Source organism: Chitinophaga barathri (assembly GCF_003807585.1).
In the GTDB taxonomy this organism is placed as follows: Bacteria; Bacteroidota; Bacteroidia; order Chitinophagales; family Chitinophagaceae; genus Chitinophaga; species Chitinophaga barathri.
This window is the reverse complement of sequence record NZ_RMBX01000003.1, coordinates 126035-146005: the sequence shown is the minus strand read 5'-3', so window position 1 is coordinate 146005 and position 19971 is coordinate 126035. Positions and strand designations below refer to the sequence as shown.

Below are 19971 nucleotides of genomic sequence, written 5' to 3'. Positions count from 1 at the left end.
TTTTGTGCCTGCCATGCTTTTTTATATGCGTTAATTTTAGTTCCTGTACAGCTCCTGGCATACAAGCTCTCTCATCAATGTTATCGGTCTGAACTTTTAAATCATAATAGTATGATCAGGAAATTCCTATTTTTTACGCAATGCATGTTGCTGGGTGCCGGTTGCCTGTACGCACAAAAGAAACCAAACATTCTTGTCATTTTTGGTGACGATATCGGCCAGAGCCAGATAAGCACCTACACTCATGGTATGATGGGATATCGCACACCCAATATTGACCGCATCGCCAGGGAAGGTGCCTTTTTCACAGACGCCTATGCACAGCAGAGCTGTACAGCCGGACGTGCTTCGTTTATCCTTGGCATGGAGCCCTTCCGCACCGGACTGCTTACCATCGGTATGCCCGGAGACCCACACGGGATCGCAGACTGGATGCCCACCATCGCCAATGTGATGAAGGCGCAGGGATACGGCACGGCTCAGTTCGGCAAGAACCACCTGGGCGACCAGGATAAGCACCTGCCCACCAGGCACGGCTTTGATATGTTCTTCGGTAACCTTTACCATCTCAATGCTGAAGAAGAACCCGAAGGATATTTCTATCCGAAAGACCCCGAATTCAAAAAGAAATACGGGCCGCGCGGTGTGATAAAATCTACTGCCGACGGCAAAATTGAAGACACCGGCCCGCTGAACACCAAAAGAATGGAAACAGTCGATGAAGAATTCCTTTCCGCCGCGAAACAATATATTGGCGACCAGGTGAAACAGGACAAGCCTTTCTTTGTATGGTTCAACGCCACCCGCATGCACGTATGGACGCACCTGAAACCTGCGTCCGTAGGGGTTACAGGTAAAGGACTCGAAGCGGACGGCATGGCCGAACATGACCTGATGGTGGGAGAGCTGCTCAAACAGCTGGATGACCTTGGCATTGCGGATAACACCATCGTACTGTATACGACAGATAACGGCGCTGAAGTAGGCAGCTGGCCTGACGGCGGCATGATACCGTTCAAAGGCGAAAAAGGCACTACCTGGGAAGGCGGCTTGCGGGTGCCGATGATGGTGCGTTGGCCCGGTGTCGTAAAACCAGGAACGGTCATCAACGATATCATCAGCACCATAGACTGGTTCCCCACGTTTTCCGCGGCAGCAGGCATTCCCGACATTAAGCAGCGCATGGCTAACGGATGGTCGGGCGCCGGGAAAAGTTTCAAGGTAAAACTGGACGGCTATAACTTCATGCCTTATTTTGAAGGAAAAGAAAAAAAAGGCCCGCGTGAGGAACTATTTTATTTTGACCAGGGAGGTAACCTGAATGCCGTTCGCTGGAACGACTGGAAACTGTCTTTCGCCGTTGTTGACGGCAATATTGCCACCGGTTCAAGAAAAGTAACGTCCTGGGCGGCAATCACCAACCTTCGTATGGACCCATATGAAAGAGCGCAGGAAGAAGCCGGTGGATGGATACGTTTTATGGCCGACCAGATGTGGCTGCTGGTACCCATCCAGGGAAGGATCAAAGCTTTCTTCAGCGACTTTGATAAATACCCCTACCAGACAGGCAGTACGCTCAACCCGAGCGGCATTGGCTACGGACTGCTGAAACAGCAGGACGCATTAAAACGCCTGAAAGAGATGGAATCAATGTCCCCAAAAAATTAAAAATATATAGCAATTCCCTGAAAACCCTGAGAGGCTGCGTCATTAACGATGCAGCCTCTTTACATTTGTGATATGCTTTCACTCAACAAAGTGCACCATATCGCCATCATCTGCTCGGATTACGAACGCTCCAAAACCTTTTACACAGATGTGCTCGGCTTTACCATCCAGGCGGAAACCTACCGCGCCGCCCGCGATTCCTGGAAGCTGGACCTGGCCCTGAACGGGAGTTACCTCATCGAACTGTTTTCCTTTCCATCCCCGCCGCCCCGCCCATCCGGCCCCGAAGCCCGCGGCTTACGGCATCTCGCGTTTGAAGTGGATGATGTGGAAACAGCGGCCACCGCTCTGCTGGAAAAGGGCGTAGTGGCAGAACCGATCCGCACCGATGAATTCACCGGGAAGAAGTTCACTTTCTTCACAGACCCTGACGGGCTGCCGCTGGAGCTTTACCAGCGTTGAAAAAACAGTTGTTTATATTCCTTTCACAAAACTGATCCTTTAAAAATACCGCCATGCGAAATTGACCGGATCCGGGCGATCCCGGGGCGCCCGGCTGGTAGGTATGTGAAAGGGCAAATCATTCAGCCAGGGGGCTAAAAAAGGCTTTATCGGGGCGCTCCACCCATATGCATGTATCCCTGTTTTTATTGAACGGTCTTCCTTCGGCGATCCTTCGGTGATCCTCCGGTCATCCTCCGGTCATCCTTCGGTGAAACACCCTCAAACCCGTACCGCGACCGAACACGGCCGAAGGATCACCGAAGGATTGCAGGTGGATGGAGGTAGCCTTGCCATACGGTGCGGATTTCCTAAAGCATTGAAAAACAAATACAAACGAAAAAGCGGGTAATTTTTGCCGCGAAAAAAATCAGGGCCTGGAAATTTCCGGGCCCTGATGGCCGGTAGTCAATATAAAAATTGACAAGTTGTGCGCAAAAATGAGAGTGGGGTATCAAGCCTTTAAGAGCCCCGCTGCCGGATGTTCCCATGGCTGGCGGTAAGGCCTTTGCAGCAGCCCGGTGGCTTCGCGGTCATTTACGATGATCCGGTTGCGCGGGTCGTATACGACGGGCCTGCCGGTTTGCAGGGAGATATTGGCGAGTATGCAGCTGGCGGTGGAAATATGCCCTTCTTCAATGTCCGCCACAGGTCTGCCTTTGCTGGCGATCGCTTCCAGGAAGTTGACCATATGCAGGCGCGTGGCGGGAGCGGCATTCAGCTCGATCGCTTTTTCGGTCACATCTTCGGGATACTTTTCTTTTTCGTACACTACATCCTTATGAATGGGCTCGCCCTTGCCCTGCGGGATGAAGTCGTAACTCATGGTGCTGGCTTTGAGCGTGCCTTTTTCGCCGTAGAGGGTAAAGGCCCAGGGATACTTCGGGTCGGCGGGCGTGCCCCAGGTACGGTGCTGCCATACGCAGTTGAGGTCGTCGTATTCAAAGATGGCGGTTTGTGTATCGGGTATGTTCGATTTGCCTTCTTTCTGTACATAGATGCCGCCGGTGGAGCTTATGCGGTTTGGCCAGCCGAGCTGGAGCATCCAGCGCACGGTGTCCAGCATATGAATGCACATGTCGCCCATGATACCGTTCCCGTATTCCATGAAGGTGCGCCACCAGCGGGTGTGCGGCATGCCGTCAAAGGGGCGGAGGGGAGCGGGGCCGGTCCACATTTCGTAGTCGAAGTAATCCGGCACGGCCTGCAGCGGCGGGTTGCCATTGTTCCGCATGTGATAATAACAACACATTTCCACATGCGATACCTTTCCTAACAGTCCCGCATCTACGATATTTTTCTTCGCGTCTATCAGGTGCGGGGTGCTTTTGCGCTGCGTGCCCACCTGCACCACTTTGCCGTATTTCCGGGCGGCGGCCACCATGGCTTCACCTTCCAGCACGTCCACGCTGATGGGTTTCTGTACGTACACATTCGCGCCTGCTTTCAGCGCATCGATGGTCTGCAATGCATGCCAGTGGTCCGGTGTGCCGATGAGCACAATGTCCAGTTCGTTTTCCCCCAGCAGTTTGCGGTAATCCCGGTACAATTTGGGCACTGCGCCGCTTTTCTGCCGTTGGGCCACCATGGCGCCCGCTTCTGTGAGCAGCTGGTTGTCCGCATCGCAGAGGGCCACCACGTTCACAGGAGCTACCTGGATGAGGCGGAACAGGTCGCTTTTACCGTACCAGCCTGTGCCTATCAGGCCCACGCGGTATGTTTTAGGCGGATGCAGCACATCCAGCGCGTCCGCGCCGAGGGCGGACAATACGAGTGTTGCGGTGGCGCCTTTCAGGAAGTGGCGGCGGTTGATGGAGAACTGTGACATAACTGTGGAATAAGATGGTTTTCGGATAGTCTAAAAATAGAAAATAAAAATGCTATTTACTACATATCATTATCATTACCGGTGGACAAAGTAATACTCCCGTCGCCATTTAACCGGGCAATCACCCAGATATAACTCTTCACGCTGCGGCCTCCCTGGAGCATGGGCCGCCAGGACCTTCCGGATTCCCTGAGCGACTGGCTGATAAGATCCGAAAATGCGGATCTTCTTCCTTCGAGTAATTCGAGCTTCTCCAGCGCATTCAAAGGGTGTTTATCTACAAAGGCTCTGAATATGAGGGCGGAATCGGCCGCCGGCGGATACTGCTTTGCAGCATACTTTTTTTCAACTGCTTTGGCCAGTTCCTTCATGTCTCCCTTATACACGGCTATGGGTTTATATTGGGCTGCATCAAAGTCCCCTGCTTGGCTGACCGTTATAGTGTCTTTTACCTGGCCGCGGAGCCCCGGCATCATGTAAAAGAAACCGGTGATGATCAGCAGTACGCTGCGCATGATCGTATGTGGGTTCGCGTGGGTCATAGCTTTAGCTGAAAAAAGGATTAATAGCTGCAATATATTCAAAACTAAAATACCACAAAGTCCGTCATTGCGAGGAGCAGCAGCGCTAACGTGAGTGGGGCGACGAAGCAATCTCCTCCATTGAATGGATGTACTCCAGGATATGGAGATTGCTTCGTCGCAGCTCCTGCACAGATCCCCCGCTGCTCCTCGCAATGACGACCTTTTCACAACGACGCCACAAACAAGGTCAGTTCTGTGGTAGATTTTCCCGCATGACTAAAGCCCTTGCACTAAAGTGCATAGTTTTAGCTAACGCTGGGATCAATAAAAAAAAGGCCGCCCTGCGAGAGGGCGGCCCTGTTTTCCATTGTGCTAAAGTGTATGCTAATCGACAATCTGATCTGATGCGGGGACATTTTTCTCAAAGCCGGCGTATCCCTTGTTTTGGTTGATCACCCCGTTCGGGTTCGACTGGAGGGATCGGGAGGGCACGGGCCAGAACACATGGTACGGGCTCACCGTGTATTTGTCACCGTGGTTGGTCACGATGCCGGTGCGGTAAAACACGTTGTTTTCGATCACGCGGTCGTACCAGAAGTTGTTCTCGGAGAAGTTGTCCAGCTGGTAGGTTTTGCCATTGTAGGCCGGTTTACCGGTCTTTGCAAACAGCAGTGCGATGCGTGTCAGCTCTGTTTTACGCGGTTCTTCGAAGAACAGCTCGCGGGCGCGCTCGTCCAGGATGGTGCCGATGGTGACCTGCGCGCCATCTATGGGCTTGGCCTGTGCGCGGGTCCTCACCTCGTTGATGTCGTTGGCGGCCAGTCCCAATTCATTTTTCCAATAGTATGCTTCGGCGCGCAACAGGTACGTTTCCGCGAGGCGGAAAATGTACCAGTCAGTGTGGCCGCCCTGCATGGGTGAGTTCTCCGTGTCCGGGATGAATATCTTGTAGTGAGGCCAGCCGAACCAGCAGCGGATCGTGTCTGTGCACAGCAGGCCGCCGGTACTGTTGCGCAGCTGGAGGTTCTTCATGTACCAGGTGTCGTTGGAGTTTTTCAGGCCTATATCGTTGTACACGAGGTCTTCCATGCTCATCCAGTTGCCTTTTTTGTGACGCAGATCGCTGGTGTCCGACCAGATATCGTACTGGCTGTAGGGCGTGGGCCGGCAGCGGCCGATGCCCCTTCCGTAGAAATTGCTCTGCACATATTCCTGGTTGGTATTGTCGTTCGTGCCTTTTTTACCGGAAGGGCTGTTGATGTTAGACCCCCATAACGGTACTGCCTGGCGCATGATACGCATACCGCCGTCGTAGCCGCCGTCGCCGAAGCGGTCGATGATGAGGAACAGGCCTTCTTTGTTTTCACCCAGCGCTTTGTTCTCCGGGCGGTGAAGGTCCCAGATCACGTTCTTTTTGGTGGCGCCGAAAGGCTGGCGCATCAGGGAATACTGCCCGCCGTTGATCACCGCGGTAGCGGAGGCGATGGCGTCATCGAATTTTCCAAGTGCGAGGTTCACTTTGGTGAGCAGGTGCAGGATGGCGCCTTTGGTCACTTCACCACGGTTTACGTTGTCGCCTACCCAGCCTTTGGCGGAGTCCAGGTCTTTTTTGATGTATTCGAGGATCACGTCGCGTTTGGTGGAAAAGAAGTCCGTTTTGGGCGCGGTGTGTTCTTTCATGACGGCCGGTACATCACCAAACTGCATGCAGAGGCGGTAATAACGCATGGCGCGGTGGAAGTAGGCGGAGCCGAGAATGGCGTTCCTTTCCGCGGCGCTGGCGTATTTGGCATTGTCTATCCTCGAAATTATCGTATTCGCGTATTTGATGCCTTTGTAGCCTTCGCTCCAGTAATGGAAGATCCTCGCGCGGTCCGCATTGTTCTCATTCGCCAGGTCCGGCGTGATAAGCAGGTTCAGGTCCTGCGGCGGGCCGGACTTGTCCGTTACGCCTTCCACGGTTACTTCGGAAAACAACATTTCGGTGAGGATGGGCGGATTGTCCCCGTAATATTCGATCCTGGCATTGCGGGCGCAGGCTACCAGCGCGGCTCGCATAGCGGCGGCGTCCACATACGTGAGGTCAGGCTCGTAAAAAGATAAAGGCTCCGGCTTCAGCCAGTCCTTACCGCAGCTGCTGGCTACCAGCACGGCGGCGGTCATTATCGTAAAGAAGGTGATATGTTTTGATCGAAAAAGCATAACTCAGGTTTTTGTGAAATCAATTAAAGCGTTACGTTCAAACCGAATGACCAGTTACGCGCGGGCGGATTGTTGCTGCCATACACGTATTCAGGATCCCAGAAGCCCCAGTTAGGCTTGTAAATACCGGCGTTGCTCACGTTGGCGAACAGCTTGAAGCTTTCAATGCCGTATTTGTTGATCAGCCTGGGGGGAATGGTGTATGCCAGGGCTACGGTGCTCAGGCGGATGAATGACGCTTTGCGGTACACGTCAAAGCTCAGGCTGCCATTGTTGGAGAAGAGCCTTGCCGCGTTGTCGATCTGGTTCTCGGGCGTCCAGTAAGGGAGCACGTAGGAGTTTTGACGGTCGATGAATCCGCTGTTGTTTTTAGCCATGTTGTACGAAGCCTGCTGGCCCCAGCTGGAGTAGAACATAAAGGAGAAGTCGAAGTTCTTATAGGAGAACTCGTTCCTTAATGTCCACTGGAAGCGGGGAGTGCGGTAGCCGAGGAACTGGCGGTCATCGTCCGTGAATTTGCCGTCGCCGTTTTTGTCTTCCAGTTTGAAGTCGCCGGGTTTTACGCCGTACTTCGCGGCTTCGGCGGCCTCACTGGTTTTCCATACGCCCAGGATGCGCATGTCCCAGATCTCGTCCAGCTCGTGGCCGATGAACCAGCGGTTCGCGCGGTCGTCCAGCTCGCGGCGGTCTATTACTTTACCGCTTGCGTCTTTGATGTCCACCGGGCCGTAGAGGCTGATGATCTTGTTGCGGTTCAGCGAGAAATTCAGGTTGCTTCTCCAGCGGAAGCCGGCCTGGTCAATGTTCACACTGTTCAGGCTCAGTTCAAAACCTTTGTTCTGCACCTCGCCGAGGTTGTCCATTACGTTGAAATACCCGGTTACGTCGGAGATGGTCTTCAGTACCAGGAGGTCTTTGGTGCGTTTGTCGTACACATCCACGGAACCGCTCAGGCGGTTTTTAAGTAATCCAAAGTCGAGGCCAAGGTTATAAGAAGTGCTTTTTTCCCATTTCAGGTTAGGGTTCGGCATGCGGTTGCCGTACAGCTGCGATACGAGTACCAGCTGACCGGCAGGTGTTACGTACTGGTATTTGCCGGTGGCAAGGTCGCCCAGCGCCTGGTAGCGGCCGATCTCGCGGTTGCCGTTCACGCCCCAGGATATACGCAGTTTACCAAAATCCATCCAGGGTATCTGTACAAAACTTTCTTTGGAGAATACCCAGCCTAAACCAACCGCGGGGAAGTTCGCGCGCGGGTTGGAAGCGCCGAAGGCGGAGTAACCGTCCCTACGGATGGAAGCGGTGAGCAGGTATTTTTGTTTAAAGCCATAGTTCAGGCGGGCCATCATCGCATCGCCGGTGGACACGGAGTCGAAGCTGGAGATCACGGGTTTGATGCCCGCGCCGATGTTGTGCCAGGTAAGGTTGTCGTTCGGGTCAAAACCTTCGTTCTCCATCTGGTTGCGCCAGCTCTGGAACTTCTCGGCGTTGAACAGCAGTGTTACGTCAAAGTCGTGTTCACCGTAAGATTTTACCCAGCTGAGGATATTGTCCAGCTGCCAGTTGTAAAGGTTCTCCTGCCTGCGTACGGCGTAGCCCCTGCGGGCGGCGTAGCGGAAGTCTTTCGCGAGGTTCGCGTTGAAATAACGGGCGAATTCGAAGTTGGGCGTGAAGTTCACCTGGTAGGAAAATCCATACCCCAGGTTGCCCTTCAGGTACAGCGAGCCGAAGAGGGTGTTGAACTTCTGAAGACGGTCCTGGTATACGTTGTTGAGGAAAGGATTGGTATTGTTGCCCACGTCGTCGTTCGGGCTGTCGCGCAGGGTCACGCCATCGTCTTTGTACACTTCGCCCCAGGGGGATGCGTTCACCATCTGGGCCCAGTCTACCGGCACCTGGCTTTCGTCGCGGTCCGCAAACTGCATATTGATGCCTACGGTAGCCCAGTCCGCCGCTTTGGCTTCGAGGTTGATGCGGGTCCTGAAGGTGGAGAATTTATCGCCTACGATAAAACCTTCGTTGTTCGTATACCCGGCGGAGATGTAATAGGTCACCCTGTCGCCACGGCCGCCCACGCTGATGGTATGGTCGTTGCGAAGGCCGTCCTGGAACATCATGTCGTACCAGTTCGTTTGTTTACCCGCTTTGTAATTGCGTACTTCCACGGGGAGTATCTTCAGGCGGTTCAGCCAGATGTCCACCGGGTCGCCCTGCGAGTTGTCGTACGCCTTCCACTGATCGATGGTGATGTTCGAGGGCAGGTTGCGCGGATCGTCGAAGCGGTAGGGCTGCGCGCCGGCGTTGACGCTTTTCATCACGTCCGTTCTCCACTTTACGAAGCCGGGGCCGTCGTACAGCGGCTGGTCCATCGCAATGGTTGAAAGGCCGATGTTTGAGTTCAGCGTGATGGTGGGTTTTGCTTTGGTACCGCGTTTGGTGCTGATGAGCACTACGCCTTTGGCGGACTTGGCGCCGTAAACGGCCGCGGCGCTGGCGTCTTTCAGTACGTCTATGGTCTGTATGTCATTCGGGTTGATGTCGCTGAGCGCACCGGGGTAGATCACCCCGTCCAGTACGATGAGCGGGGAATAACCGGCGCTCACGGAAGAACGGCCGCGCACTACGAGGTCGCCGCCGCCTTTGGCGGAGTTGGAAGACGTAACGTTCAGGCCGGGAATGTTTCCGCGAAGCGCATCCTGCACGTTGGAAGGATTTTCATTTTCCAGTTGTGTTACTTTCACCTGGGCTATGGCGCCGGTCACGTCCGCTTTTTTACGCGTACCATAACCTACTACCACCAGTTGGTCCAGCTCGGTGGCATTGTCCTTTAAAATAATATTCCATGAAGCGGTGGATGCCACGGGCGCTTTGAGGGTCTGGTAACCGATGAAGGAAAATACCAGCACGCCGTTGTCCGGCACGTCTTTCAGTTCAAAATTCCCGTTCTCGTCCGAGGATGTTCCTTTGCTGGTGCCTTCCACTTGCACGGTGACGCCCGGTAAAGCGCGGCCTGTCTGATCTTTGATGGTGCCTTTCACCGTTTTGGCGAAGCGGGCATCGAGAAGGCGGTGAGTGGTATGAATTTTGGCAAAAGCGGGATTACCGGCCATAAACAGCATAAAGGTAAGCGCACAACAGCCCGAGGATAGCAATACAAGCTTGCTCCTGATACTAATTGTCATTGTGGATCAGTTTGTGGATTTAGAAAATGGAAACGATATGTGAGTGTGTGGAATCTGAGAATCTACAGAACGCGGAATCTAAGTGAATTTTTAACGTGAAATAATTGTGTTAGCTGTTACTTTAAAAGGATTGTCTGTCCCGTGGTTAAGTTAAGTTTAGTCCCGAAAAAAGAAATTGATCACTGTTCAACTGTTAAATCCTGCAACCAATTTAGTAATTGCAATCGATTTAATCCGGGCGATCATGAGAAAAATAGATTTACAACGTTTGAAATAGATTTCGTATCATGCCAGGCACAATTCAGGTTTCATGAAAAGAGGGGTCACTATAAAAGATATTGCCAAAAAGCTGAATATGTCGGTTTCGACCGTATCGAAGGCATTAAATAATGATGCGTCCATCAGTATTTACACCAGCGAGCGGGTAAAAGCGCTCGCAAAAGAGCTGAACTATATCCCGAACGAGGCCGCAAGGCACTTCAAACTGAATAAGTCTTTCACCCTCGGCCTTATCATCCCGGACATCCTGGACCAGTATTATGCTGTGGCGGCAAACGGGGTGGAGGAAACGGCTGAAAAACACGGTTATAACGTGATCCTCACGCAGTCGCATGAAGACGAACAGAAGGAAGAAAAGATCGTGGACGTGATGATACGCAACCGGGTGGACGGCGTGATCGTATCCATTACCAAGAACCGGGTGGACATGTTGCCCTTCCAGAAGCTGCTGTCCATCGGCATTCCCGTGGTATGTATCGGGCGCGAGCCGAAGTCCGGCCAGTTCGACTACGTATCGTCCAACAACCATGACGGCGCGGTGATGGCCACAGAATTCCTCATCGGGAAAGGCCACCGGCATATCGCCCACCTGATGGGCCCGGCGGGCATGCGCACCAGCCAGGCGCGTTTTGAAGGATACAAACAGGCATTGGCCAATCACCATATTCCTTTCAGGGAGGAGCTTACAGAGAGCGTGGACCTTACGCGGGCCGGCACTTTCAGCGCCATGAAGCGTCTCATGCAACTGCCGGAGCCGCCCACCGCCATTGTCACTTTCAAAAACTACGTTACCCTCGACGCCATAGATTACCTGAAAAAATATTACCCCGCCCTGGTAGACAAGGTACAGTTCACCGGCTTTGGCAACCTGCCTATCCTGCACCACCTGGATCACAAGCCGCTGGCTTCCATCGAGGAGAGTTCCTTTGAAATGGGAGAAGAAGCTGCGCGTATATTATTTGAAAGGATCGGGGAGGAAGATGCGGACGAGGGCGCGGAAACGGTGTACCGCAGCAGCCAGCTACCTTGCCGGCTGGTGGTACATGAGGATGATGAAGAAAAAGACGCGTAGGAACGGCCGTTAGCGGTAGACCCACAGCAGCACCGGTTTTGATGCTTTATCCAGGTAAGGCTGTATCGTACTGAAATAACGCGGGTTCAGCGTGGGGCAGCCGTCGCTGCGGCAGATGCCCCCTTCCGATTCCACCATCGGCACGCAGGAATGGCCGTGTAATACCACAAATCTTTCAAACGCATTGGAATTACTTTCGTCCAGCCCGTGCAGCTTATAAGCCGTACCGAAGCGGCCGCTGTATTTCCCGCCGATGCGGTACCTGCCGGGAGAGGAACACAGGCTGCCCGGTGTGTTGGAAAAAGGCACCGTCTCCATCCGGTAGTCCGGCCCCTGGCCATGGCAGACGAGCGCGGAGCTGACAGGTTTGTCCTTTTCAAGATCAAAAAACACGAACCGTTTATTGCCCGAAAACACCCCGAAATCTATAAAACAGGCATAACGCGTATTATATCCCTTGCGGCGGGCGTATTCACGGAGCTCCTTCACTTTACGGCTGAGTTTTTGCATGCTCATAGGTGGCGTTTTTACCACGGCGGGAACGGAAGGCTGCTCCCGCACCGGCTTTTTTTCTTCACAGGCGGCGAGCATGATGAGCAATACAGGGAAAATATAATGGCAGAGGCGCATGGCTTATTGATGCAAATTACTTTTCTTTCCATAAATAAAAACAGGCATGTTATACGAAGCACAGGCAAGAGCGGAAATGGAAACCTGGCAGTGGAAAATGCAGAAAGCGCCCTCTTTCACAGACAGGCTGTCCAAACGGGTGCAGGTCCGCATCAACAAACTGATACCGGACAAGGTGCACAATGCCATCACCGCCACAATCAAACAGATGGTGCGGGGCGTGCTGTACGGTTCCGCCTATACGGCACCCCGTGCGCCGGAGTTCCCTTCTTTTTTTGAACTGGAAGAGGCGGTGCGCAGGCGGGTGGACTTCTACAAAAAGACCGCGGCCGCCGAGGGTGGCGTTACCGGCGCGGGCGGCATCCTGCTGGGCCTGGCGGACTTCCCGATACTGCTGGGTATGAAACTGAAACTGCTGTTCGATATCGCCGCCTTTTACGGGTTCGACGTGAATGATTACAAAGAAAGAGTGTACATCCTTAATATATTCCAACTGGCGTTCAGCAGCCAGCAGCACCGCCAGAAAGTATTTGAGCAGATCAGGGACTGGGACCGGAAAAGCAAAGATATGCCGGAGGACATCAACGCATTCGACTGGCTGAGTTTTCAGCAGGAATACCGCGACCATATAGACCTGGCGAAGCTGGGGCAGCTGCTGCCCGTGGTGGGAGCGGCGGTGGGCGTGGTGGTGAATTACCGGCTGGTGGACAGGCTGGGGGTGACGGCGATGAATGCGTACAGGATGAGGGTATTGGACAAATAGTAAAATACCAGGGAAAAGTTTGCGCAGTCAGATAACTGCATTATATTGCAGTCATGTAGCTGCGTAATGGAACGAAGGGTGGATGTTATAGCTGATCCTGGTGCTTCAGGGCAGCGAATAGAAAACTCATTTCAGTAATTCAAAGCGACTAAAATGACCAAAGTAAACAAAAAGCTGTCGGCGGAACTGCGGGACGAACTGCTCAAAATATTACAGAAACGTTTTGAGAAGAACAAGAGCCGCCATAAAGGTATTGAATGGATCAAAGTACAGGCGAGGCTGGAAGCCCATCCCGCAAAACTCTGGTCGCTCAATGAAATGGAGATAACAGGGGGCGAACCGGATGTGGTAGGCCATGATAAAAAGACGGGAGAATATATCTTCTATGATTGTTCGGCGGAAAGCCCCAAAGGCCGCAGAAGTACTTGTTACGACTACGAAGGGAAGGAATCCCGGAAAGAACATAAGCCCGAAAATACCGCTACGGAAATGGCCGCTGATATGGGTGTTGAGCTCCTGACGGAAGAACAATACCGTGCGTTGCAGGAACTGGGAGAATTCGATATAAAAACGTCCAGCTGGGTGCATACGCCGGATGATGTCAGGGAGCTGGGCGGGGCACTTTTCTGCGACCGCCGCTACGGCAGGGTCTTTACTTATCATAACGGCGCGCAGTCTTATTATGCCGTCAGGGGGTTCCGGGGTGTGCTGAGTGTTTAGGAATAGATCCGGTTGCGGCAGACAGACGCGGTATGAATGAATTCAGCGATAAACAACCTCCCGTTTTAAAAATTCCCCCGGATGCGCGACCTTTGGCGCAGGTATGAAAGTTTGTATTGCGGAAAAGCCCAGTGTGGCAAGGGATATTGCAGAAGTGCTGGGCGCTAAACAAAGAAAAGACGGCTATTATGAAGGTAACGGCTTCCAGGTCACCTGGACGTTCGGGCATTTCTGTACGCTGAAAGAACCGCATGATTATTACGAATACTGGAAATACTGGCGGCTGGAAGATCTGCCCATGATCCCGCCGCACTTCGGTATCAAGCTGATAGACAACTCAGGAGTGCAGAAGCAGTTTAAAGTGATCGAACAACTGGTGGGGCAGTCAGAAGAAGTGATCAATTGCGGGGACGCCGGGCAGGAAGGCGAGCTTATCCAGCGATGGGTACTGCTCAAAGCCAAATGCGCCGCGCCCGTAAAAAGGCTCTGGATATCCTCCCTCACGGAAGAAGCCATCCGCAATGGTTTCAGCCAGCTCCGCGAAAGCAGTCAGTATGATAACCTCTATGCCGCCGGCAGCGCCCGGGCCATTGGCGACTGGCTGCTGGGCATGAACGCCACGCGGCTGTTCACCAAAAAATTCGCGCAGGGAAAAGTGGTGCTGTCCATCGGCCGGGTGCAAACGCCCACGCTGGCCATGATCGTGGCACGGCAGAAAGAGATCAACGCATTTGTGTCCGCCGAATACTGGGAGCTGAAAACCTTGTATAAAAAAGTGGAGTTCACCGCCACCATCGACCGCATCGTGCAGGTGGAACGCGCGGAGAAAGGCCTGGTGTACCTGAAGGAACATCCTTTCGAGATCACTTCCTTCGAACGGAAAGAAGGCAAAGAAGGCAATCCCCGCCTCTTCGACCTTACCGCCCTGCAGGTGGAGGCCAATAAAAAATACGGTTACTCCGCGGACGATACGCTCAAACACATCCAGAACCTCTACGAAAAAAAACTGGTCACTTACCCGCGTGTGGATACGACGTACCTCTCGGAAGACCTTCACCCGAAGATCGAAGGTATCCTCAAAGACATGACGCCTTACGCGAACCTGATCGCGCCCATCCTGCAAAAGCCCATCCCCAAATTGAAATCCGTATTTGACGATAAAAAAGTAACGGATCACCATGCCATCATCCCTACCGGCATATACCCGGAAAACCTGCACCTGGACGAAAAACGAATCTACGACCTGGTGGCGCGCCGTTTTATCGCGGCCTTTTACCCGGAATGTAAAATATCCAATACCACCGTGCTGGGGAAAGTAGGCCAGGTGGAATTTAAAGCCACAGGCAAGCAGATACTGGAGCCCGGCTGGAAAGAAGTGTATGCGAACGACGCTCCCACGCAAAAAGAAGGCGAGGAGCAGGAAGAAGCGGAAAAGATACTGCCGGTGTTTGAAGTGGGGGAAAGCGGCCCGCATGAGCCGCGTATCCACAAAGGCAAAACCTCCCCGCCCAAACCCTACACGGAAGCCACTTTGCTGCGCGCCATGGAAACGGCGGGCAAACAGGTGGAGGACGAGGAAATGCGGGAGCTGCTGAAAGACAACGGTATCGGCCGGCCCTCCACGCGCGCCAATATTATCGAAACGCTGTTCCGCAGGAAATACATCGAGAAAAAAAAGAAAAACATCTTTGCCACGCAGACGGGCATGGACCTGATAGATACGATCCAGAACGAATTGCTGAAAAGTCCGGAGCTGACCGGCAACTGGGAACGAAAGCTGCGCCTGATCGAAAAGGGCGAATACGCGATGGAGACCTTCAAGCAGGAGCTGATCCAGATGGTGGTGGACCTCACGCAGGAAGTAAAAAACAATACCGGCAGATCGATCACCATCGCCCCGGAGGCCCCGCCTGTGAAAGAAGAGGAGCCGAAACCCCGCGCACCGAAGAAAGCCGTTGAGCTGGACAGCCTCTTATGCCCCAAATGCAAAACCCACCCGGTAAAAAAAGGCAACACGGCCTATGGCTGCGGCAATTTCTCCGTATGCGGATTCAAGGTACCTTTTGAAGTGTTCGGCAAAAAACTCAGCGATAAACAACTCGCAAACCTGCTTACCAAAGGCAAAACGGGAAAGATCAAAGGCCTGAAGGTGGATGGCGGCGATGTGGAAGGGAAGATCGTGCTGAATGAAACGTTTAATATCGTCGTGGAGAAGTAACCGCCGTTACCCGATCCGCTTATAATACAGGATGGTCCCCGTCAGTCCGCCATGCGGTTTGAGTGCGAAATCAGGTATCAGGCCAGCCTTCTGATAATTCATTTTTTCATATAACCCCGCCGCGCCTTCGTCTTCGGCGGTATCCAGCGTAAGCAGCGTTTTACCGCGCTCAACGGCGATCTTTTCGGCGGCTTGCAGCAGCGAACGTGCAATCCCCTGGCCACGGCGGTTTACACGCGTCATCATCTTTGCTATTTCCGCGCGGTGTGGTTGGTTGTCCGGGCAGTCCAGCAGCAGCGTGACCGTTCCTGTCAGTTCATCTCCTTCGTAAGCGCCCAGTACTACGCGTTCCCCCCGCGTTGCGGCGGCCAGGGAACCTTCCCAGAAAACAACGGCTTTGTCTCGCGAAAGCGGGTGCATAAAACTTACGGAGCCGCCATGGGCGACTGTTTCGATGATAAGGTCCGCCAGCGCTGAAATGACGTGCGACTGGCTGTTGAGAGCGGTGATGCGGATGTCCGGGTTCATGTGATCTGTTCCTGTCACTAAGTTAGGGATTGTCTGGATGATTCGGGAACGTGGAGGGGGTAAAACGATGCACTTTAGTGCAAGGGCTTTTAGTCATGCGGGAAAATCTACCACAGAACCGGCCTTGTTTGTGGCGTCGTTGTGAAAAGGCCGTCATTGCGAGGAGCCGCGGGGGATTTGCGCAGGAGCTGCGACGAAGCAATCTCCATATCCTGGCGTGCATCCATTCGATGGAGGAGATTGCTTCGTCGCCCCACCCACTTTAGCGCTGCTGCTCCTCGCAATGACGGGCTTTGCGCCTGCCTGGGTCACTAATGTTGAGGATCAGCACCGAAGCAGTCCGGATTCCAATCCTCTGTACTTTCAGTGCATAGAATTTTATTTAACGGAAAACTTCACGGCCAGCGGTTTGGAAATCCCGCCGAATATATCCGTGATGGTTACCCTGGCGCTGTATTCCCCTTTCGCCAGCTCAGTTTTGATCTGCGCGCTGCGTTTCTGCGGGAGCGTTTCCTCCGTGGTCTGTATCACCACGCCGTCTTTGCCGGTTATCTCCACTTTAGAAGCGAATTGCGGGCTTTTGGACGGGTTGGGCAGCCAGCTTACGTTCACCGCGCCCGCCTCGTATTTTGCCTCCCGGGAAGCCACGGCGCCGATGGTGAGCTGGGGTTTGTCCCCCTGGCCCGCCTGCGCGGGAAGGTCCACACGGCGGCCGGTGCCAAAGTCGGGGCCGGGCTGTACGTCCCCGCCGTGTTCCATGAAATAGGCGTCTTCTTTTGCACTGTATCCCGCGTTGAAGGCACGGTCGTAGCGGCCGTTGCGGCGGGCGTCGTTGTCGTTCGCGCTGAACCAGCGGGCGGTGGATTTTTCCCATTCGCCTTTGGGGTTCATGTTCCAGCAGTCCTTAAACCAGGCTTTGCGTACAAAGCGGCCGTCCCAGCGAGGGTCTTCGCCCACCCAGTTTTCCAGGAACGCGCCGGAGCGCGCGCCCAGGTAAATCTCGCGGGTGGGTATCAGGAGGGTGGAGGTATGGAACCATACGCCGGTGCCCAGGTTCTGCACAAAGGTGGCGATGTATTGTTCATTGCCCTGTTTCCAGCATTTGATCACGAAGTTGTACCAGGTGTTCAGCTCCCAGTTAAAAGGGTTGATGGTCTTGGCGCCGTCGCCTTCCCCGCCGAAGCGGCTGTATTTTGTTTTTTCACCCGCATAAGCCAGTTTGGCAAAAACGCCGCCGGCCGTATTCGGATCCCATTGGGAAGCGATCAGTATTTTGGAAGCGCCGGAAGAGCTGTCCGGCGTTTGTTGCAGGCCCGCGTACCCGCCGGTCCAGTTAAATACAGAGAAGTAGGTAGTGTAAGCCGAGTGGGTGATCTTTACTTTCTGCATCTTCAGCTGCGCGTCTGACGGGAAGTTGTACCGCAGGTGCTGCGAGGGTGCGGCATTGCTTTTCTGCGCCTGCGCGGCGGTGGTACAAAAGGTAAAGGCAAGGAACAATAAAGAGTTGAATAAACGCATCGTTTCGGAGATTTGCGTTCCAAGCTATAGCCGGAAGCCTGCTTTTTCCAATCCGGCGGTGTATTTTGACAGTCCGGTGATGAAGGGGATAATGGGCACGCGGGGGATTGTCCGGTCAATCGTAACCGATCCGGACAAAATAAAGTCCTTTCCGGCTAACCGCTCATCTTGTAATGCTCTACCATTGCAGGTATGAAAAGGCTGCTCCGTTACCGGGTCCTTTATATCATCATCAGCGTTTTCTGCGCGCTGAACGCCCTGGTGTTTGTAATGATGGGCGTGGTGAAAGCCGTGCATGCATATATCACTTTCTCCAAAGAGTTTTTCTCCGAAACGCCGCATGAGCCGGCCATGCTGCTCCTGCAATCGCTCGACAATTTCCTGATGGCGCTGGTGCTGCTGATCTTCGCGTTCGGCATTTACCGGATATTTGTGGATATGCGGCTGGAAGAAGATATGCCCGCCTGGCTGCGGGAAGTGAAAACCCTCCGTGACCTGAAACTGATGCTCTGGGAAGCTATCCTGGTGATCATGCTGATATTCTCCATTTCTTATATGAATTCACACCGGCTGGAACTGGGCTGGCACTTCCTGATACTGCCCGGTATTATCCTGATGGTGGCGCTGAGTTATTTCCTGATGAAAAGGGCCGAGAAATAAGCCGGCGGCGGCCACTTTAGCGGAAGGATCTTCCGTCACATGATTGCGGGCGTCTCCTCAGAATAAGGTACTCTGCACTGCTGAAGGTATCGCGGACCTTTTCTTTTTCTTCGGCATTTCGTGTACAATGGGTATGGGCATGGGCGCGAAGGGGGCGGCCACTAGCTGCCCCGGGAATACTTCGTATACTTTCGATTCTACATAACGGGAAGCGACGGCTACCTCCACGGCGCCCGCGTGCCGGGAGAAGATCTCCTGCACGAGCGTGGGATCGTTGTTGTCGCGGGAAAGATGGGAGAGGAGCAGCACCTGCATGCCTTCCGGCTTGTGCTGCGTGAAGAGGTCCAGCGCCTGCTGGTTGGAAAGGTGCCCGTGGCCGCCACGGATACGGTTTTTCAGGAAAACGGGATACCTGCCTTTCTCCAGCATATCTGTATCATAGTTCGCTTCCAGGAAGGCCGCGTGGCACTGGCGGAAATGAAGCACCAGCTGGTCGCAGCACTGCCCGATGTCCGTGAACACGCCGATGGTAACGCCGTTGCCGCTGATAAGGAAACTATGCGGGTCGCAGGCGTCGTGGTATTTTACAAATGCGGTGACCTGGAGCTGCCCGATGGTGACAGGCTCCTGCGGGCGGAAAGGAATGCCGGAAAGCTGCATCCGGCTGTGCTGGAGCGTTTGCCCGGTGATGTAAACGGGAAGGCGGTATTTTTTGGCCAGTACCGGCACGCCGCTGATGTGGTCCGTATGTTCGTGGGAGATGAATATAGCTTTTACCTTGTCCATCGTCAGGCCGAGGCGGCGCATACGGCGCTCCACTTCGCGGCAGGAAATGCCGACGTCTACCAGTACCGCCTCTTCGGCGTTGCCGATATAATAACAGTTACCGTTACTGCCTGAATTTAATGATGTGATGAACAACGACATGTGATCTGCAAAGAAACAGATTTTAATTCACATCGTAGGGGATGGATACCAGCATTTCTATCCGGCCTTCCGGGAGGGCGGTAAGGTCAAACCGGCCTTCGTGCAGCTCCGCCACATAGGCAATCAGGCTGCAGATGCGCTGGTCGAGGAAAGCCTGGAGACTTTCCTGGTCGATGCTGGAAATGGAGGAGGACAGGGATCGGTCGTTTGCATTGGCAAGGTACACTCCTTTGAGTATCACGGCCTCCGGCTCAAAAATGATATCCAGCCGGGGCATTTCTTTCATATCCGCATTGCGGTGCATGCGGAAAAGCATGTTGAGCAGTAATTGTTTTACCAGGAATTCATCCACATAGGCCACCTCGCGGTTGCTGTTCGTGTAGAAGTTCACCCATTTTGCGAACATGGGAGCGTACCGGTCGTCTTCCACCTGGTTTTTGAGCAGCCGCACGATTTGTGTGGGCGCGCGTTTGGAAGTGAGGGATTTGTTGAGGATGTGCTGGATGATGCGCACATTCTGCAACAGGAATTCCAGCTCGATCACCTGCAGTTTAATCGCACCGGCCTGTCTGTTGATCTTTTCCCCGCTCTTTTCCAGGCTAAACTGGCCCGATCCATACAACTCAATCAATTCAACGCTGGACAAAATACCGGAAAGAATGGATCGGATTTCATGGAATACATCTTCGATAAGACCCTTATTTTCAGGAAATTTGCTAGCTCCCGTAGAAGAAATCATTATGCAACCCTT

General features: G+C 53.6%; 16 protein-coding genes. 7 read left to right on the top strand and 9 right to left on the bottom strand.

Annotated elements, in window-relative coordinates:
- Positions 1-111: 111 nt before the first annotated feature.
- Both EG028_RS06415 and EG028_RS06410 read left to right on the top strand, forming a co-directional pair.
- Positions 112-1668, top strand: a complete 1557-nt coding sequence (locus EG028_RS06415) for an arylsulfatase (RefSeq protein ID WP_120514754.1) — start codon at positions 112-114, stop codon at positions 1666-1668.
- A 72-nt stretch (positions 1669-1740) separates the two neighbouring features.
- Positions 1741-2130: a VOC family protein gene (locus tag EG028_RS06410; protein ID WP_120514753.1), complete on the top strand. Its 390-nt coding sequence runs from the start codon at positions 1741-1743 to the stop codon at positions 2128-2130.
- Positions 2131-2623: 493 nt separating this feature from the next.
- Here EG028_RS06410 and EG028_RS06405 read toward each other — a convergent pair whose 3' ends face one another.
- The 4 genes from EG028_RS06405 to EG028_RS06390 form a co-directional block, all read right to left on the bottom strand.
- Positions 2624-3997: a Gfo/Idh/MocA family oxidoreductase gene (locus EG028_RS06405; protein WP_120514752.1), complete on the bottom strand. Its 1374-nt coding sequence runs from the start codon at positions 3995-3997 to the stop codon at positions 2624-2626.
- 59 nt (positions 3998-4056) lie between these two features.
- Positions 4057-4539 (bottom strand): hypothetical protein, encoded by a 483-nt coding sequence (locus EG028_RS06400; protein WP_120514751.1) that lies wholly within the window; start codon positions 4537-4539, stop codon positions 4057-4059.
- Between the two features lie 366 nt (positions 4540-4905).
- Positions 4906-6723: a RagB/SusD family nutrient uptake outer membrane protein gene (locus EG028_RS06395; protein WP_241559042.1), complete on the bottom strand. Its 1818-nt coding sequence runs from the start codon at positions 6721-6723 to the stop codon at positions 4906-4908.
- 23 nt (positions 6724-6746) lie between these two features.
- The gene (locus tag EG028_RS06390; protein ID WP_206614351.1) at positions 6747-9905 is read right to left on the bottom strand and encodes a SusC/RagA family TonB-linked outer membrane protein; all 3159 of its coding nucleotides are present in this window, start codon (positions 9903-9905) and stop codon (positions 6747-6749) included.
- A gap of 310 nt (positions 9906-10215) precedes the next feature.
- Between EG028_RS06390 and EG028_RS06385 the strand changes: the two genes are divergently transcribed.
- Complete coding sequence (locus EG028_RS06385; RefSeq protein ID WP_120514749.1) at positions 10216-11256, top strand: LacI family DNA-binding transcriptional regulator; 1041 nt, start codon at positions 10216-10218, stop codon at positions 11254-11256.
- A 9-nt stretch (positions 11257-11265) separates the two neighbouring features.
- Here EG028_RS06385 and EG028_RS06380 read toward each other — a convergent pair whose 3' ends face one another.
- Complete coding sequence (locus EG028_RS06380; protein ID WP_120514748.1) at positions 11266-11886, bottom strand: murein L,D-transpeptidase catalytic domain-containing protein; 621 nt, start codon at positions 11884-11886, stop codon at positions 11266-11268.
- 46 nt (positions 11887-11932) lie between these two features.
- Here EG028_RS06380 and EG028_RS06375 point away from each other — a divergent pair, with 46 nt between their 5' ends.
- The 3 genes from EG028_RS06375 (at position 11933) to EG028_RS06365 (ending at position 15587) form a co-directional block, all read left to right on the top strand.
- Positions 11933-12649, top strand: a complete 717-nt coding sequence (locus tag EG028_RS06375) for an EcsC family protein (RefSeq protein ID WP_120514747.1) — start codon at positions 11933-11935, stop codon at positions 12647-12649.
- Positions 12650-12802: 153 nt separating this feature from the next.
- A complete protein-coding gene (locus EG028_RS06370; RefSeq protein ID WP_120514746.1) occupies positions 12803-13369 on the top strand; it encodes a DUF4256 domain-containing protein in 567 nt (188 codons plus the stop codon).
- Between the two features lie 103 nt (positions 13370-13472).
- Positions 13473-15587 carry a type IA DNA topoisomerase gene (locus EG028_RS06365; protein WP_120514745.1) on the top strand — a complete coding sequence of 705 codons (2115 nt, stop codon included), beginning with the start codon at positions 13473-13475 and terminating at the stop codon, positions 15585-15587.
- Between the two features lie 6 nt (positions 15588-15593).
- Here EG028_RS06365 and EG028_RS06360 read toward each other — a convergent pair whose 3' ends face one another.
- Together EG028_RS06360 and EG028_RS06355 are read right to left on the bottom strand one after the other, a co-directional pair.
- A complete protein-coding gene (locus tag EG028_RS06360; RefSeq protein ID WP_206614350.1) occupies positions 15594-16133 on the bottom strand; it encodes a GNAT family N-acetyltransferase in 540 nt (179 codons plus the stop codon).
- Positions 16134-16493: 360 nt separating this feature from the next.
- A complete protein-coding gene (locus EG028_RS06355; RefSeq protein ID WP_120514743.1) occupies positions 16494-17633 on the bottom strand; it encodes a DUF3472 domain-containing protein in 1140 nt (379 codons plus the stop codon).
- Positions 17634-17825: 192 nt separating this feature from the next.
- Between EG028_RS06355 and EG028_RS06350 the strand changes: the two genes are divergently transcribed.
- Positions 17826-18293, top strand: a complete 468-nt coding sequence (locus EG028_RS06350; RefSeq protein ID WP_120514742.1) for a YqhA family protein — start codon at positions 17826-17828, stop codon at positions 18291-18293.
- A gap of 57 nt (positions 18294-18350) precedes the next feature.
- Here the strand turns inward: EG028_RS06350 and EG028_RS06345 are convergent, their stop codons facing one another.
- Together EG028_RS06345 and EG028_RS06340 are read right to left on the bottom strand one after the other, a co-directional pair.
- Positions 18351-19220 (bottom strand): MBL fold metallo-hydrolase, encoded by an 870-nt coding sequence (locus tag EG028_RS06345; RefSeq protein WP_120514741.1) that lies wholly within the window; start codon positions 19218-19220, stop codon positions 18351-18353.
- A 22-nt stretch (positions 19221-19242) separates the two neighbouring features.
- Positions 19243-19866, bottom strand: a complete 624-nt coding sequence (locus EG028_RS06340; RefSeq protein ID WP_123864583.1) for a hypothetical protein — start codon at positions 19864-19866, stop codon at positions 19243-19245.
- Between the last annotated feature and the right edge of the window lie 105 nt (positions 19867-19971).

Bases quoted from the DNA above. Each gene is read 5' to 3' on its own strand.
- EG028_RS06375 (WP_120514747.1), top strand. From the start codon at position 11,933: ATGTTATACGAAGCACAGGCAAGAGCGGAAATGGAAACCTGGCAGTGG.
- EG028_RS06405 (WP_120514752.1), bottom strand. From the start codon at position 3,997: ATGTCACAGTTCTCCATCAACCGCCGCCACTTCCTGAAAGGCGCCACC.
- EG028_RS06370 (WP_120514746.1), top strand. From the start codon at position 12,803: ATGACCAAAGTAAACAAAAAGCTGTCGGCGGAACTGCGGGACGAACTG.
- EG028_RS06365 (WP_120514745.1), top strand. From the start codon at position 13,473: ATGAAAGTTTGTATTGCGGAAAAGCCCAGTGTGGCAAGGGATATTGCA.
- EG028_RS06380 (WP_120514748.1), bottom strand. From the start codon at position 11,886: ATGCGCCTCTGCCATTATATTTTCCCTGTATTGCTCATCATGCTCGCC.
- EG028_RS06400 (WP_120514751.1), bottom strand. From the start codon at position 4,539: ATGACCCACGCGAACCCACATACGATCATGCGCAGCGTACTGCTGATC.
- EG028_RS06410 (WP_120514753.1), top strand. From the start codon at position 1,741: ATGCTTTCACTCAACAAAGTGCACCATATCGCCATCATCTGCTCGGAT.
- EG028_RS06345 (WP_120514741.1), bottom strand. From the start codon at position 19,220: ATGTCGTTGTTCATCACATCATTAAATTCAGGCAGTAACGGTAACTGT.
- EG028_RS06390 (WP_206614351.1), bottom strand. From the start codon at position 9,905: ATGACAATTAGTATCAGGAGCAAGCTTGTATTGCTATCCTCGGGCTGT.
- EG028_RS06350 (WP_120514742.1), top strand. From the start codon at position 17,826: ATGAAAAGGCTGCTCCGTTACCGGGTCCTTTATATCATCATCAGCGTT.
- EG028_RS06355 (WP_120514743.1), bottom strand. From the start codon at position 17,633: ATGCGTTTATTCAACTCTTTATTGTTCCTTGCCTTTACCTTTTGTACC.
- EG028_RS06385 (WP_120514749.1), top strand. From the start codon at position 10,216: ATGAAAAGAGGGGTCACTATAAAAGATATTGCCAAAAAGCTGAATATG.
- EG028_RS06415 (WP_120514754.1), top strand. From the start codon at position 112: ATGATCAGGAAATTCCTATTTTTTACGCAATGCATGTTGCTGGGTGCC.
- EG028_RS06395 (WP_241559042.1), bottom strand. From the start codon at position 6,723: ATGCTTTTTCGATCAAAACATATCACCTTCTTTACGATAATGACCGCC.